The organism is Streptomyces sp. SPB074 (genome assembly GCF_000154905.1).
Classification (GTDB): domain Bacteria; phylum Actinomycetota; class Actinomycetes; order Streptomycetales; family Streptomycetaceae; genus Streptomyces.
In genome coordinates this window covers 5,513,093-5,527,689 of record NZ_GG770539.1, presented here as the reverse complement: position 1 = coordinate 5,527,689, position 14,597 = coordinate 5,513,093, and the positions used below count along the sequence as shown (strand labels likewise).

The window sequence follows — 14,597 nt, the reverse complement described above, 5'->3', positions numbered from 1 at the left end:
ACGGGCGCAACACGGGAGCGCCCGCGCGTATTCCTCCCCCGCGCGGCGCCCGCTCAGTCCCCCGGCGCGCGGTCGGGCGGCTCCCCCTGAGCGCGTCGCTCCAGCGCGCGCCACACCTCCCGCACCCGGGCGGCCAGTTCCTCGCGCGTGCCGTCGTTGGCGATCACGATGTCGGCGGCGGCGAGGCGCTGCTCGCGGCCGGCCTGGGCGGCCATCCGGGCGCGGGCGTCGGCCTCGCTCATGCCCCGGTCGCCGGTCAGGCGCCGCAGTTGCGTCGCGGGGCTCGCGTCGACCACGAGGACGAGGTCGTAGAGCGGCTGGAGACCGTTCTCCACGAGGAGCGGGACGTCGTTGACGACGACCGCGCCGGGCGGGGCCGCCGCCTGGAGCGCCGCCGAGCGGGCGCGTACGAGCGGGTGGACGATGTCGTTGAGCGTGCGCAGGCGCTCCTCGTCGGCGAAGACGAGCGCGCCGAGCCGGGGGCGGTCGAGGCTGCCGTCCGGGGCGAGGACCTCCGTCCCGAAGGCGGCGACGATCGCGGCGAGCCCGTCCGTGCCGGGCTCGACCACCTCACGGGCGATGCGGTCGGAGTCGATCAGCACGGCCCCGTGGGAGACGAGCAGCCGGGACACCTCGCTCTTGCCCGCGCCGATCCCGCCGGTGAGCCCTACGGAAAGTACCGAATCCATGAGCGCAGCCTAGATCCCGCCGGGAGGACACCGTAGCGCGGCCCGCCCGTGGCCCGCGGGCCCACGCGCCGGCGGCGCCGCCGGGGCCTCTCAGGCGTCGCCCTCCCGTTCCGCGAGGAACTGCTCGAATTCGCGGCCGATCTCGTCGGCGGTCGGGATGTCGGCGGGCTCGGCGAGCATGTTGCCGCGCGCGAGGGCCCCGGCCGCCGCGTCGTACTGGTGCTCAAGTCCCTGGACGAGCGAGGTGAGTTCCTCGTCGCCCTCGCGGACCTGCCGCTCGATCTCGGTCTGGGTGCGGTGGGCTTCGTTGCGCAGGGAGTGCACGAGCCCGGGGAGCACGAGTCCGGTCGCCGCGGTGAAGGCTTCGAGCGCGGTGAGCGCGGCGTCCGGGTACGCGGAGCGGGCGAGGTAGTGCGGGACGTGCGCGGCGATGCCGAGGATGTCGTGGCCGGCCTGGCCGAGCCGGTACTGCACGACGGCGCCGGCCGAGCCGGGCACCTGGGCCTGCTCGAAGGGGCTCAGGTGGCCGGGGACGAGGTCGCTGCGGTTGCCGTGCGGGGTGAGACCGACGGGGCGGGTGTGCGGGACGCCCATCGGGATGCCGTAGATGTCGGCGACGAGACGCACGCCGAGGCGCTCCACGATCTGCCCGACGGCGGCGGCGAACCTCTCCCACTCGACGTCCGGTTCGGGGCCGCTGAGCAGCAGGAAGGGGGCGCCGGTGGCGTCCTGGACGAGGTGGACCTCGATCGCCGGTTCCTCGTAGTCGGTCCAGCGGTCGCGGCGGAAGGTCAGCAGCGGCCTGCGGGCCCGGTAGTCCACGAGGCGGTCGTGGTCGAAGCGGGCGACGACCTGGTGCGGGAGGGTGTCGAGCATCCGCTCCACGATCTGGTCGCCGGTCTCCCCGGCGTCGATGTAGCCGTCGAAGTGGCACAGCATGACGAGTCCGGCGGACTCCTGGGCCAGCGCGGTGTCGACCACCGCCAGGCCCTTCGGCACCCATGAGTACAAATCCTGCGGATCAAGCACGGTATGGCCCTCCGGTCCTCTCTTACTCCGTGGACGAGAACGCCGGGGGCGGCACGGATCATTCCCGCCGCACCCCCTTGATCACACTTGATCACATCCGCTCGGGAAACCGGAACGGGGGTCGGCCCTCGCGGGGCCCGGTGGAACGCCGGAGTCCCGGCCCCCACCGGAAGGGGGACCGGGACTCCGTACTACCGCTTACCGCGTGCGGTCAGGCGATCAGCTCTGGCCGCCGGCCAGCTTCTCGCGCAGGGCCGCCAGCGCCTCGTCCGAGGCGAGCGCGCCGGACTGGTCACCGGTGTCCGAGGAGTACGAACCGCCGGTGCTGCCGCCGCCACCGCTGGTGCCCGCGGCGGCCGGAGCCGCCTCGGTGCCCTCGGCCGCGGCCTGCTCGTCGGCCTCGCGGGACTTGATGACCTGGGCCTGGTGCTGCTCGAAGCGGGTCTGGGCCTCGGCGTACTGGCCCTCCCACTCCTCGCGCTGCTTCTCGTACCCTTCGAGCCAGTCGTTGGTCTCGGGGTCGAAGCCCTCGGGGTAGATGTAGTTGCCCTGGTCGTCGTAGGACGCGGCCATGCCGTACAGGGTCGGGTCGAACTCGACCGAGGCCGGGTCGGCGCCGAACGCCTCGTTGGCCTGCTTCAGCGAGAGGCTGATGCGGCGGCGCTCCAGGTCGATGTCGATGACCTTGACGAAGATCTCGTCGTTGACCTGGACGACCTGCTCCGGGATTTCCACGTGGCGCTCGGCCAGCTCGGAGATGTGGACCAGGCCCTCGATGCCCTCGTCCACGCGGACGAACGCGCCGAAGGGAACGAGCTTGGTGACCTTGCCGGGGACGACCTGACCGATCTGGTGCGTCCGGGCGAACTGCTGCCACGGGTCTTCCTGCGTCGCCTTGAGCGACAGGGAGACGCGCTCGCGGTCCATGTCCACGTCGAGGACCTCGACCGTGACCTCCTGGCCGACCTCGACGACCTCGGAGGGGTGGTCGATGTGCTTCCAGGACAGCTCGGAGACGTGCACGAGGCCGTCCACGCCGCCCAGGTCCACGAAGGCACCGAAGTTGACGATGGAGGAGACGACGCCGGAGCGGACCTGACCCTTCTGGAGGGTCGTGAGGAAGGTCTGGCGCACCTCGGACTGGGTCTGCTCCAGCCAGGCACGGCGGGACAGGACCACGTTGTTGCGGTTCTTGTCCAGCTCGATGATCTTCGCCTCAAGCTCCTTGCCCACGTAGGGCTGGAGGTCGCGGACACGGCGCATCTCGACCAGGGAGGCCGGGAGGAAGCCGCGGAGGCCGATGTCGAGGATGAGACCACCCTTGACGACCTCGATGACGGTACCGGTGACGATGCCGTCCTCTTCCTTGATCTTCTCGATCGTGCCCCAGGCGCGCTCGTACTGCGCGCGCTTCTTGGACAGGATGAGCCGACCTTCCTTGTCCTCCTTCTGGAGAACAAGGGCCTCGATCTCGTCGCCGACCTTGACGACCTCGTTGGGGTCGACGTCGTGCTTGATCGAGAGCTCGCGGGAGGGGATGACGCCTTCGGTCTTGTAACCGATGTCGAGCAGGACCTCGTCCCGGTCGACCTTCACGATGACGCCGTCGACGATGTCGCCGTCGTTGAAGTACTTGATCGTCTCGTCGATCGCGGCGAGGAAGGCTTCCTCGTTACCGATGTCGTTGACCGCTACCTGCGGGGTGGTGGCGGTGGTCTCGGTGCTGCTCGTCATGTGGGTAAGGGCTCCGGTACGGACATTGAAGTCGTAGGCACTGCTAGCGCTGGAGCCCATTTCGCACCGTGGAGCCCGAGCGGCAAGGAGGCCACCGCACCCCAGGGGGCCGACCGCCTCGAACCGCGAGACAAACAACAGATGCGAGCACCGCCTGCTAGGTCTGAGGAGCGCAGGCTCGCAGCGCAACTTGTAGCATACGGGGGCAGCCGGACAGGGTCAATGCGCGAAGGCGCCCACGCGAGGGCGATCCCCGCATTCCCGGCACACGGCGCCCCCTTGGGGGAGCCGGCGGCGACGGCTGGAGCGAAACAGTACGACGATGGAGCACATCATCCAAGCCCCCGAGACCCCCTTCGACCCGGCAGGCGAGAGCGCCGGGGACGAGTCCGTCAGCGCCACGCGGCGCGCCGCGAGCGTCACCGAGAGCAGCCGCGCCAATCGCGGCTGGTGGAACGGCAACGCGGACGAGTACCAGGCCGAGCACGGCACCTTCCTCGGCGACGACCGCTTCGTCTGGGGCCCGGAGGGGCTCGACGAGGTGGAGGCACAACTCCTCGGCCCGGCCGAGGAACTGGCGGGCAAGGACGTCCTGGAGATCGGCGCGGGCGCCGCCCAGTGCTCGCGCTGGCTCGTCGCGCAGGGCGCGCGCCCGGTCGCGCTCGACCTCGCGCACCGCCAGCTCCAGCACGCGCTGCGCATCGCCGCGGAGCACTCCGCGCGCTTCCCCCTTGTCGAGGCGGACGCGAGCGCCCTGCCCTTCGCCGCCGGCTCCTTCGACCTGGCCTGTTCGGCGTACGGGGCACTGCCGTTCGTCGCCGACCCGGTCCGGGTGCTGCGCGAGGTGCGGCGGGTGCTGCGGCCCGGCGGGCGCTTCGTGTTCTCGGTGACCCACCCGATGCGCTGGGCCTTCCCCGACGAGCCCGGCCCGGAGGGGCTGAGCGTCGCGGGCTCCTACTTCGACCGCACTCCCTACGTGGAGGAGGACGAGGAGGGCGAGGCGGTGTACGTCGAGCACCACCGCACGGTCGGGGACCGGGTCCGCGACGTCGTGCGCGCGGGCCTGCGGCTCGTGGACCTGGTCGAGCCGGAGTGGCCGGAGTGGAACACGCAGGAGTGGGGCGGCTGGTCCCCGCTGCGCGGGCATCTCATCCCGGGCACGGCGATCTTCGTGTGCGAGAAGACCGCCTGAGCGGGGCTGTACGAGACTGGGCCGCGTGATCCGTACCGCCGCGCTCGACGCCCTGCCCGTCCGCACCGCCCTGCCCGCGCTCGCCGCCGCGCTGTACGGCCCCGGCGCGGGCGGTACGGCGGTGCTCACCGCGCCGCCGGGCAGCGGCAAGACGACGCTCGTGCCGCTCGCGCTCGCCGGGCTGCTCGGCGACCAGGCGCCCGCGCGGCGGGTGCTCGTCGCGGAGCCGCGCCGGATCGCGGTGCGGGCCGCCGCGCGGCGCATGGCGTGGCTGCTCGGCGAGGAGGTGGGCGAGCACGTCGGCTTCCGGGTGCGCGGCGAGCGGCGCACCGGACCGCGTACCCGCGTCGAGGTCGTCACGACGGGTGTCCTGCTCCAGCGGCTCCAGCGCGACCAGGAACTCGCGGGCGTGGACGTCGTGATCCTGGACGAGTGCCACGAGCGGCACCTGGACGCGGACACGGCGACGGCCTTCCTGCTGGACGTGCGGGCCGCGCTGCGGCCCGAGCTGCGGCTGCTCGCCGCCTCGGCGACGACGGACGCGCAGGGCTGGGCGCGGCTGCTCGGCGGGGCGCCCGTCGTGGGCGCCGAGGGGGTCTCGTACCCCGTGGAGACGGTGTGGGTGCCGCCGCGGCGGCCTTTCCGGCCGCCGCTCGGGCTGCGCGTGGACCCGGCGCAGCTCCAGCACGTCGCGGCCGTCGTGCGGCAGGCGCTCGCGGAGCGGAGCGGCGACGTGCTGTGCTTCCTGCCGGGCGTCGGCGAGATCGCGAAGGTCGCGGGGCTGCTCGCCGGGGAGCCGGATCTCGATGTGCTCCAGGTGCACGGGCGCGCCCCGGCCGAGACGCAGGACGCGGTGCTCGCCGGTCCGGGCGCGCGGCGCCGCGTCGTCCTCGCGACCTCGGTCGCCGAGTCCTCGCTGACGGTGCCGGGCGTGCGGGTCGTCGTGGACGCGGGTCTCGCGCGGGAGCCGCGCGTCGATCACGCGCGGGGCCTCGCGGCGCTCACGACCGTACGGGCCTCGCTCGCCGCGGCCGCGCAGCGCGCGGGCCGGGCCGGGCGGGAGGCGCCGGGGACCGCGTACCGCTGCTGGGACCGGGCCGAGGAGCACCGTATGGCGGCCTTCCCCGCGCCCGAGATCGCCGTCGCCGACCTGACGGCCTTCGCGCTCCAGGCGGCCTGCTGGGGCGATCCGGACGCCTCCTCGCTCGCGCTCCTGGACCCGCCGCCCGCCGGGGCGCTCGCGGCGGCGCGCGCGGTGCTCACGGCGCTCGGCGCGACGGGCGCGGACGGGAGGGCGACGGAGCGCGGGGAGCGGCTGGCGCGGCTGGGGCTGCACCCGAGGCTGGGGCGCGCGCTGCTCGGCGGGGCGGCCGAGGCAGGGGGGCGGCTCACGGCGGAGCTGGTGGCGCTGCTGAGCGAGGAGCCGCCACGCGCGTACGGGGACGACCTGGCGCTCGTGCTGCGCCGTGCCCGGCAGGGCGGTGACGGGTACGGGGGCCGGTGGCGGCAGGAGGTGCGGCGGCTGCGCGGGGCCTTGCGGCAGGCGGGGGTGGCCGACGGGGACGGGGCGCTGCTGCCGGAGGACGCGGCGGCGGGGGTGGTGACGGCGCTCGCGCACCCGGAGCGCGTCGCGCGGGCGCGCGGCGGAGGTTTCCTCATGGTGTCGGGGACGGGCGCGGAGCCGGAGCGGGACTCGCGGCTGCGGGAGGCGCCCTGGCTCGCGGTGGCGGTCGCCGACCGTCCGGCCGGGGCGGCCTCGGCGCGCGTACGGCTCGCCGCGGCGATCGACGAGCGGACGGCCCGCGAGGCGGCGGCGCCGCTGTACGCGGAGGGCCAGGAGGTGCGCTGGGCGGACGGGGACGTGCGGGCGCGCGAGGTGACCCGGCTCGGCGCGGTCGTGCTGCGGGAGCGGAATCTCGCGCGGCCCGCATCCGCGCTGGTGCGGGACGCGTTGCGCGACGGGCTCGCGGAGACGCAGCTGGGTCTTCTGGAGTGGACGCGGGGGGCGCGGGAACTGCGGGCGCGGATGGCGTTCGTGCGCGAGGTGCGGGGCGAGCCGTGGGCGGACGTCTCGGACGCGGCGCTCCTGGCGCGGGCGGAGGACTGGCTGGAGCCGGAGTTGTCGCGGGCGCGGCGGCGGGCGGACCTGGGGCGCGTGAAGGTCGCCGAGGCGTTGCGGAGGCTGCTGCCGTGGGCCTCGGGCGAGGCCGGGCGGTTCGGGGAACTCGTCCCGGAGTCGGTGGAGTTGCCGGACGGGCGGCGGGTGCGGCTCGCCTATCCGGAGGGCGGGGGCGGGGAGTCGCCGGTGCTGGCGGCGCGGGTGCAGCAGTTGTTCGGGCTGCGGGAGACGCCGCGCGTGGCGGGGGTGCCGGTGCGGGTGCACCTGCTCTCCCCGGCGGGGCGGCCCGCCGCGGTGACCTCGGACCTGGAGTCCTTCTGGGCGGAGGGCTACCGGGCCGTGCGGGCCGACCTGCGCGGGCGGTACCCGAAGCACGCGTGGCCGGAGCGGCCCTGAGGCGGTCCCGTGCGGGAGGGGTGCCCGAGGCGGGCGGCTCCGGGGCGGTCCCGCGCGGGCCGCCGCTCGCGGCGGGACCGCCGTCCGGGGGCGCGCTACGCGGCCGGGCTCCCGCTTCCCGTGCCGGGCTCGGGGCTCGCGGAGCCGCCTTCGCCGGGCTCCTCCGCCTTCGGGTCCGTCACGGTCAGCTCGACGTCCGCCGTGGCCTTGCCGGCCGTGAACCGCAGGACGTAGGTGCCCGGCTGGTCGCCCGCGTGGAGGTTGGGCAGGTGGAGGACGCCGTTCTTGTCGCTCAGGAGGGTGAGGGCGCGGGTCTTCGCCTTCGCCGCGTCGAGCACGTACGGGCCGGTGTCCTCGGCGAGTTCCTTGCCGTCCTCGTCGAGCACGGCGACCGTCGTGCGGACGCCCGCGACGCTCTTCCCGCCGAGGCTCGCCCTGAGGTCGGGGCTCTTCTCGAAGGTGTCACCGGCCTTCGCCTCGAACGTGGCCTTGTCGTCCACGGGCTTGAGCGCGTCGGCGGCGGGTTCGGTGACGGTGGCGGAGAAGTAGACGGGGCCGGGCCTGCCGGTGGCGAGGCTCGCGCGGACGGTGAACTTCCCCGCGGTCTTGCCCGCGGTGAGGGTCGGGGCGGTCGCCGTGCCCTGCGCGTTGGTCGTGACGACGACGCTCTTCGCGCCGGAGAAACGCGCGTCGGTGGCGCCGACGAGGCCGAAGGTTACCTTGAGCCCGGCGACCGGCTTGCCCTCGTGGTCGAGCGCGCGCACGGCGGGACGGACGTCGAAGTCGAGCCCGGTGAGCGTCGCGAGGGTCGCCGGCCCGGTCTTCGTGAGGGCGGTGACGCGCTCGGCGGGCGGCTTGGGCCCGGTGGGCGGAGCCGGGGGCGTCGTCGGGGGCTCGCTCGGCGGGGCGGGACGCGTGGGCGGCTTCGTCGCGGGAGGCGTGGAGCTGGGCGGCGCGGTGGGCGAGGCACTGTGCGCGGGGGGCGTCGCGGGGCGCACGGAGGGCGGGGTCGAGGGCGGGACCGAGGCGCCCGGCGAGGACGGCGTACCGGACGGCGTGCGCGGGTGGCTGGGGCGGCTGGGCAGCGGCCCGGTGCCGTCGGGGACCTCGTGGGCGCCGTCGCGGTAGAAGTCGTACCAGGTCAGGACCGTCGCGAGGTATTCCGAGGAGTGGTTGTAGCTGAGGATCGCGGCGCGCATCCCGTCGCTCGTGCCGAGATCGCGGCCGTCTCCGCACAGGTAGTAACCGGCGGCGAGGGCGGCGTCGAACACGTTGTCGGGGTCCTCGATCCCGTCGCCGTTGCCGTCACGCCCGGCGAAGGCCCAGGTGGAGGGGATGAACTGCATGGGGCCGACGGCGCGGTCGTACGTCTTGTCGCCGTCGTAGCGCCCGTTGTCGGTGTCCTTGATGAGCGCGAAGCCCTGGCCGTTGAGCGGCGGGCCGGGGATCGTGCCGATCGTGGTGCCGTTCGCGTCGACCTTGCCGCCCTGCGCGTGGCCGGATTCGACCTTGCCGATCGCGGCGAGCAGTTGCCACGGCAGCTTGCACGCGCCGCGCGTGCGGGCGAGTTCGGCTTCTGCCTTCTTGTACGCGGCGAGCACCGTGGCGGGGATGCCCGCCTGCGCCTCGGCCGGGTCGGCCTTCCCGCCGGGCTTCGGCGTGCCCGGCAGGTCGTGCGAGGACTGGGGATCGCCCGGGCGGATCGGGGGGAGGTCGGTGTAGTAGTGGTCGTCGCTGGGCGGGGCCTTCTCGGCCGACTCGGCCGAGCGGCTGGCGTTGTCGCGCAGGTCCCTGACGGGGCCGGGTGCCTGTGAGCCGGCGACCGCCGCCATCACCGCAGCCGTGACCGCCGTCGCCGCGGCCCCCTTGCGCAGCCGTATCCCGAATTGCGCCGCCATCCCGGTCCGCCCCTCCCGTCCGCCCACCGCCACGCCCCCGCGTGTTGACCCGGGTGACACTACGACAACTTCCCGCGCGGGGGCAGGGACGGGTGCCCGGCCTTCACCACTTGGCCATATCGGCCTCCCGCCGCTTCGCCCCCTGTTCAGCCCGGAGGGACACCGCGTGACGGCACGGACACGGGGCGGCGGACCCATCCCGGCGCCCCGCCGCCTCAGCGCGCCGCCGCCCCTGCGGCTCAGCGCGCCGCCACCTCGCGCTTCGCCGCCCCTCCGCCTCAGTGCGCCGCCGCCTCCCAGTCCCGGCCGACGCCGACCGACACCGTGAGCGGGGCCCGGAGTTCGGCCGCGGCGGCCATCTCGCGGCGCAGGATCTCCTCGACCGGCGCACGCTCGCCCGGGGCGAGTTCCAGGACGATTTCGTCGTGGACCTGGAGCAGCATCCGCGAGGTCAGCTCCGCCTCGCGCAGCGCGCGGTCCACGTTCAGCATCGCGATCTTCACGATGTCGGCGGCCGTGCCCTGGATCGGCGCGTTGAGCGCCATGCGCTCGGCGGCCTCGCGGCGCTGCCTGTTGTCGCTGTTGAGGTCGGGCAGGTACCGGCGGCGGCCGAGCATCGTCGCGGTGTAGCCGGTGGCGCGGGCCTCCTCCACCACGCGGTGCAGGTAGTCCCGTACGCCGCCGAAGCGCTCGAAGTAGGTGTCCATGAGGGCGCGCGCCTCGCCGGCCTCGATACCGAGCTGCTGCGAGAGGCCGAAGGCGGAGAGGCCGTAGGCGAGCCCGTAGGACATGGCCTTGATCTTGCGGCGCATCTCGGCGTCCACGGCGGCCGGTTCGACGCCGAAGACGTACCCGGCGACCGTGCGGTGCAGGTCCTCGCCCGAGGTGAAGGCGGCGATCAGCCCCTCGTCCTCCGACAGGTGCGCCATGACGCGCAGCTCGATCTGGCTGTAGTCGGCGGTCATGAGGGCCTCGAAGCCCTCGCCGACGACGAAGCCGCGGCGGATCGCGCGGCCCTCGTCGGTGCGCACCGGGATGTTCTGGAGGTTCGGGTCCGTCGAGGAGAGCCGGCCCGTGGCGGCGACGGTCTGGTTGAACGTCGTGTGGATACGGCCGTCGGGGGCGATGGACTTGATGAGCCCCTCGACCGTGCTCCGCAGCTTCGCCTGCTCGCGGTGGCGGAGCATGATGACCGGCAGCTCGTGCTCCGTCTGCCCGGCGAGCCAGGCGAGCGAGTCGGCGTCCGTTGTGTAACCCGTCTTCGTCTTGCGGGTCTTGGGCAGGTTCAGCTCGCCGAAGAGGACTTCCTGGAGCTGCTTGGGCGAGCCCAGGTTGAACTCGTGCCCGACCGCCGCGTGCGCCTCGCGGACCGCCTGCTCGACGGCGCCCGCGAACTGCCGCTCCATCTCCTCCAGGTGCGCGCGGTCCGCCTTGATCCCGGCCCGCTCCATCCGGGCGAGGAGCGCCGAGGTGGGCAGCTCGATATCGGTGAGCAGCCCCTCCGCGCCGACCTCGGGCAGCCGCGCGGTGAGCGCCGTGCCGAGGTCGAGGATCGTGCGGGCCTCGACCATGAGCGTGCGCGCCTGGCTCTCGTCGTCGGCGCCGAAGGCGAGCTGCCCGTCGGACTCCTGCGCGGGAACCAGCTCGCGGCCCAGGTATTCGAGGGACAGCGCGCCGAGCGCGAAGGTGCGGCGGCCGGGCTTGACGAGGTACGCGCCGAGCGCCGTGTCCATGGAGACGCCCGCGACGCTCATCCCGTGCTCGCCGAAGACGCGCATGAGGCCCTTCGCGTCGTGCATGATCTTGGGCCGCTCCGGGTCCCCGAGCCAGCCGGCGAAGGCGCGTTCGTCGGCCTCGTCGAGAGCGGAGGGCTCGAACCACGCCGCCGCCCCGCCCGCCGCCCCGCCCGCCGTCGCGAGCGCCACCTCGGCGACCTCGCCCGCGCCGAGCTTCCAGGTGTCCACCGTGGCCACGCCGAGGACGGCCGCGCCGTGCTCCTCCAGCCACGGCGCGAGCTTCCCGCCGGCCGGGACGAGCGTCGCGTCGAGTGCCACGTCCTCCGTGACGGGCTCCTGCTCCTCCTCGGCGCCCGGATCGACGGCGAGGAGCCGTTCGCGCAGCGAGGGGTTGCGGATCTCCAGGGTGTCGAGGAGGACGGCGAGCTGCTTGCGGTCGTACGCGGCGCGCTCCAGCTCCCCCGGGCCCTTGGGCAGCGGCACGTCCCTGACCATCTCGGTCAGCCGCCGGTTGAGCTTCACGGCGTCCAGGTGGTCCCGGAAGTTCTGCCCCGCCTTGCCCTTGACCTCCTCGGCGCGCTCGACGAGCTCCGCGAAGGAGCCGAACTGCGTGATCCACTTCGCCGCGGTCTTCTCGCCGACGCCGGGGATGCCGGGCAGGTTGTCGGAGGGGTCGCCGCGCAGCGCGGCGAAGTCCGGGTACTGGGCGGGGGTGAGCCCGTACCGCTCCTCGACCTTCTCCGGCGTGTAGCGGGTCAGCTCGGAGACGCCCTTCGTCGGGTAGAGCACGGTCGTGTGCTCCGAGACGAGCTGGAAGGAGTCCCGGTCGCCCGTGACGATGAGGACGTCGAAACCGGCGGCCTCCGCCTGCGTGGCCAGCGTCGCGATGATGTCGTCCGCCTCGAAGCCCTCGACGGCGAAGCGGTCCGCGTGCATCGTGTCGAGCAGTTCGCCGATCAGCTCGACCTGCCCGCGGAACTCGTCGGGGGTCTTCGCCCGGTTCGCCTTGTACTCGGTGAACTCCTCGGCCCGCCACGTCTTGCGCGAGACGTCGAAGGCGACCGCGAAATGCGTGGGCTGCTCGTCGCGCAGCGTGTTCGCGAGCATCGAGGCGAAACCGTAGATCGCGTTCGTCGGCTGCCCGGTGGACGTCGTGAAATTCTCCGCGGGCAGCGCGAAGAACGCCCGGTACGCCAGGGAGTGCCCGTCCATGAGCATGAGCCGGGGACGGCCGCCACCCCCCTTGGCGGGGCTCTGCTCGGCGGTCGCGGACTTCTTCTTCGCTGCTGTCTGTGCCACGCCCCCGATCCTGCCACGGAGCACCGACAGCCCGGACCGCGCGACGCGGCGCACGCCACCGCGGGGGCCGCCCGCCGCGCACCCGCCTGCCGTCCCCCGCCCCGTCCCGCCACCGCTCCCGCCCCGTCCCACCGCCGTCCCACCCTGTCCCGCCACCGCCGCCGTCCGGCGTGCGAGGATCGTCCCGGCACGTACGAGCAGCGGAGGTACCCCATGGCGACGAAGCCGCCCGCGAGCGACCCGGCCCAGGACGCGCCGCGCGTCACCGCCCCCCAGCACGCCGCGGCCGGGCTCCCCGCCGTCGGGCACTCGCTGCGCATCGCGCAGCGGCAGATGGGTGTGCGGCGCACCGCGCTCACGCTCCTGCGCGTCAACCAGAAGGACGGCTTCGACTGCCCGGGCTGCGCCTGGCCCGAGGGCGACTAGCGGCACACCGCCGAGTTCTGCGAGAACGGCGCCAAGGCCGTCGCCGAGGAGGCCACGCTGCGCCGCGTCGGCCCGGACTTCTTCGCCGCGCACCCCGTCGCGGACCTCGCGCAGCGCAGCGCCTACTGGCTCGGCCAGCAGGGCCGCCTCACCCAGCCCATGCACCTCGCCGAGGGCGCCACCCACTACACGCCCGTGAGCTGGGACGAAGCCTTCCGCATCGTCGCCGAGGAGCTGACCGCGCTCGGCTCGCACGACGAGGCCGTCTTCTACACCTCGGGCCGCACGAGCAGCGAGGCCGCGTTCCTCTACCAGCTCTTCGCCAGCGAGTTCGGCACGAACAACCTGCCCGACTGCTCCAACATGTGCCACGAGTCGAGCGGTTCCGCGCTCTCCGAGACGATCGGCGTCGGCAAGGGCAGCGTCTCGCTCGAAGACCTCCACCGGGCCGACCTGATCATCGTCGCGGGCCAGAACCCGGGCACCAACCACCCCCGGATGCTCTCCGCGCTGGAGAAGGCGAAGGCGGGCGGCGCGAAGATCATCAGCGTCAAATCGCTGCCCGAAGCCGGACTCGAACGGTTCAAGAACCCGCAGACCCCCAAGGGCCTCGCGAGCGGCACCGCGCTCACCGACCTCTTCCTCCAGATCCGCATCGGCGGCGACCAGGCCCTCTTCCGCCTCCTCAACAAGCTGATCCTGGAGACCGAGGGCGCGCTCGACGCCTCCTTCGTCGCCGAGCACACCCACGGCTTCGAGGAGTTCGCGAAGGCCGCGCGCGAGGCCGGCTGGGAGGAGACCCTCGCCGCGACGGGCCTGTCCCGCGCCGACGTCGAGGAGGCGCTGCGTCTCGTCCTCGCCTCCGAACGCACCATCGTGTGCTGGGCGATGGGCCTCACGCAGCACAAGCACTCCGTGCCCACGATCCGCGAGGTCGTCAACTTCCCGCTGCTGCGCGGCAACATCGGCCGCCCCGGCGCGGGCGTCTGCCCCGTGCGCGGGCACTCCAACGTGCAGGGCGACCGCACGATGGGCATCTTCGAGCGCCCCGCGCCCGCCTTCCTCGACGCCTTGGAGCGCGAGTTCGGCTTCGCCCCGCCCCGCGCGCACGGCTACGACGTCGTCCGCGCCATCCGCGCGCTGCGCGACGGCGAGGCGAAGGTCTTCCTCGCCATGGGCGGCAACTTCGTCTCCGCCTCGCCCGACACCGACATCACCGAGGCCGCGATGCGCCGCGCCCGCCTCACCGTGCACGTCTCCACCAAGCTCAACCGCTCGCACGTCGTCACCGGCGCCCGCGCGCTGATCCTCCCCACGCTCGGCCGCACCGAACGCGACGTCCGGGAGGGCGGGGAGCAGTTCGTCACCGTCGAGGACTCCATGGGCATGGTCCACGCCTCGCGCGGGCGCCTCGCCCCCGCGAGTCCCGCGCTGCTCTCCGAGCCCGCGATCGTGGCGCGCCTCGCCCGCGCGGTGCGCCCCGGCTCGCCGCTGCCCTGGGAGGAGTTCGCCGCCGACTACGGGCTCGTCCGGGACCGCATCGCGCGGGTCGTCCCCGGCTTCGAGGACTTCAACGCGCGCGTCGCGCACCCCGGCGGCTTCGCCCTCCCGCACGCCCCGCGCGACGAACGCCGCTTTCCCACCGCGACCGGCAAGGCCAACTTCACCGCCGCGCCCGTCGAGTTCCCGCGGCTGCCCGCCGGGCGGCTCCTGCTCCAGACCCTGCGCTCGCACGATCAGTACAACACCACGATCTACGGCCTGGACGACCGCTACCGGGGCATCACCAACGGCCGCCGCGTCGTCCTCGTCCACCCCGAGGACGCCACCGCGCTCGGCCACGAGGACGGCGCGTACGTGGACCTCGTGAGCGAGTGGCGGGACGGCACCGAGCGTCGCGCGCCGCGCTTCCGCGTCGTCCACTACCCCACCGCGCGCGGCTGCGCCGCCGCCTACTACCCGGAGACCAACGTCCTCGTCCCGCTCGACGCGACCGCCGACACGAGCAACACGCCCGCGTCCAAGTCCCTCGTCGTCCGCCTCGAAGCGGCCGGGGCGGACGCGCCCGCCGGGTGAGCG

The 14,597-nt window shown here is 74.0% G+C and carries 7 protein-coding genes and 1 pseudogene; 3 read left to right on the top strand and 5 right to left on the bottom strand.

Annotation, left to right across the window (positions count from 1 at the left end):
• Positions 1-53: 53 nt before the first annotated feature.
• The 3 genes from coaE to rpsA form a co-directional block, all read right to left on the bottom strand.
• Entirely contained in the window at positions 54-689 is a 636-nt protein-coding gene (coaE, locus tag SSBG_RS23380) for a dephospho-CoA kinase (RefSeq protein ID WP_008748538.1), read from the bottom strand.
• A gap of 90 nt (positions 690-779) precedes the next feature.
• Complete coding sequence (locus SSBG_RS23375) at positions 780-1,718, bottom strand: PAC2 family protein (RefSeq protein ID WP_008748537.1); 939 nt, start codon at positions 1,716-1,718, stop codon at positions 780-782.
• A 219-nt stretch (positions 1,719-1,937) separates the two neighbouring features.
• A complete protein-coding gene (rpsA, locus tag SSBG_RS23370) occupies positions 1,938-3,452 on the bottom strand; it encodes a 30S ribosomal protein S1 (protein WP_008748536.1) in 1,515 nt (504 codons plus the stop codon).
• 322 nt (positions 3,453-3,774) lie between these two features.
• Here rpsA and SSBG_RS23365 point away from each other — a divergent pair, with 322 nt between their 5' ends.
• Both SSBG_RS23365 and hrpB read left to right on the top strand, forming a co-directional pair.
• The gene (locus tag SSBG_RS23365; protein ID WP_008748535.1) at positions 3,775-4,644 is read left to right on the top strand and encodes a class I SAM-dependent methyltransferase; all 870 of its coding nucleotides are present in this window, start codon (positions 3,775-3,777) and stop codon (positions 4,642-4,644) included.
• 25 nt (positions 4,645-4,669) lie between these two features.
• Positions 4,670-7,159: an ATP-dependent helicase HrpB gene (hrpB, locus tag SSBG_RS23360; protein WP_037870473.1), complete on the top strand. Its 2,490-nt coding sequence runs from the start codon at positions 4,670-4,672 to the stop codon at positions 7,157-7,159.
• Between the two features lie 95 nt (positions 7,160-7,254).
• Here the strand turns inward: hrpB and SSBG_RS23355 are convergent, their stop codons facing one another.
• Both SSBG_RS23355 and polA read right to left on the bottom strand, forming a co-directional pair.
• A complete protein-coding gene (locus SSBG_RS23355) occupies positions 7,255-9,057 on the bottom strand; it encodes a hypothetical protein (RefSeq protein ID WP_008748533.1) in 1,803 nt (600 codons plus the stop codon).
• Positions 9,058-9,335: 278 nt separating this feature from the next.
• Complete coding sequence (gene polA / locus SSBG_RS23350) at positions 9,336-12,092, bottom strand: DNA polymerase I (protein ID WP_008748532.1); 2,757 nt, start codon at positions 12,090-12,092, stop codon at positions 9,336-9,338.
• Positions 12,093-12,305: 213 nt separating this feature from the next.
• Here polA and SSBG_RS23345 point away from each other — a divergent pair.
• Positions 12,306-14,594 (top strand): annotated as a pseudogene (locus SSBG_RS23345) (FdhF/YdeP family oxidoreductase).
• Positions 14,595-14,597: the final 3 nt, after the last annotated feature.

What these genes read in the sequence shown, in the direction of transcription:
- rpsA (WP_008748536.1), bottom strand. Translation starts at nt 3,452, where the DNA reads ATGACGAGCAGCACCGAGACCACCGCCACCACCCCGCAGGTAGCGGTC.
- coaE (WP_008748538.1), bottom strand. Translation starts at nt 689, where the DNA reads ATGGATTCGGTACTTTCCGTAGGGCTCACCGGCGGGATCGGCGCGGGC.
- SSBG_RS23355 (WP_008748533.1), bottom strand. Translation starts at nt 9,057, where the DNA reads ATGGCGGCGCAATTCGGGATACGGCTGCGCAAGGGGGCCGCGGCGACG.
- SSBG_RS23365 (WP_008748535.1), top strand. Translation starts at nt 3,775, where the DNA reads ATGGAGCACATCATCCAAGCCCCCGAGACCCCCTTCGACCCGGCAGGC.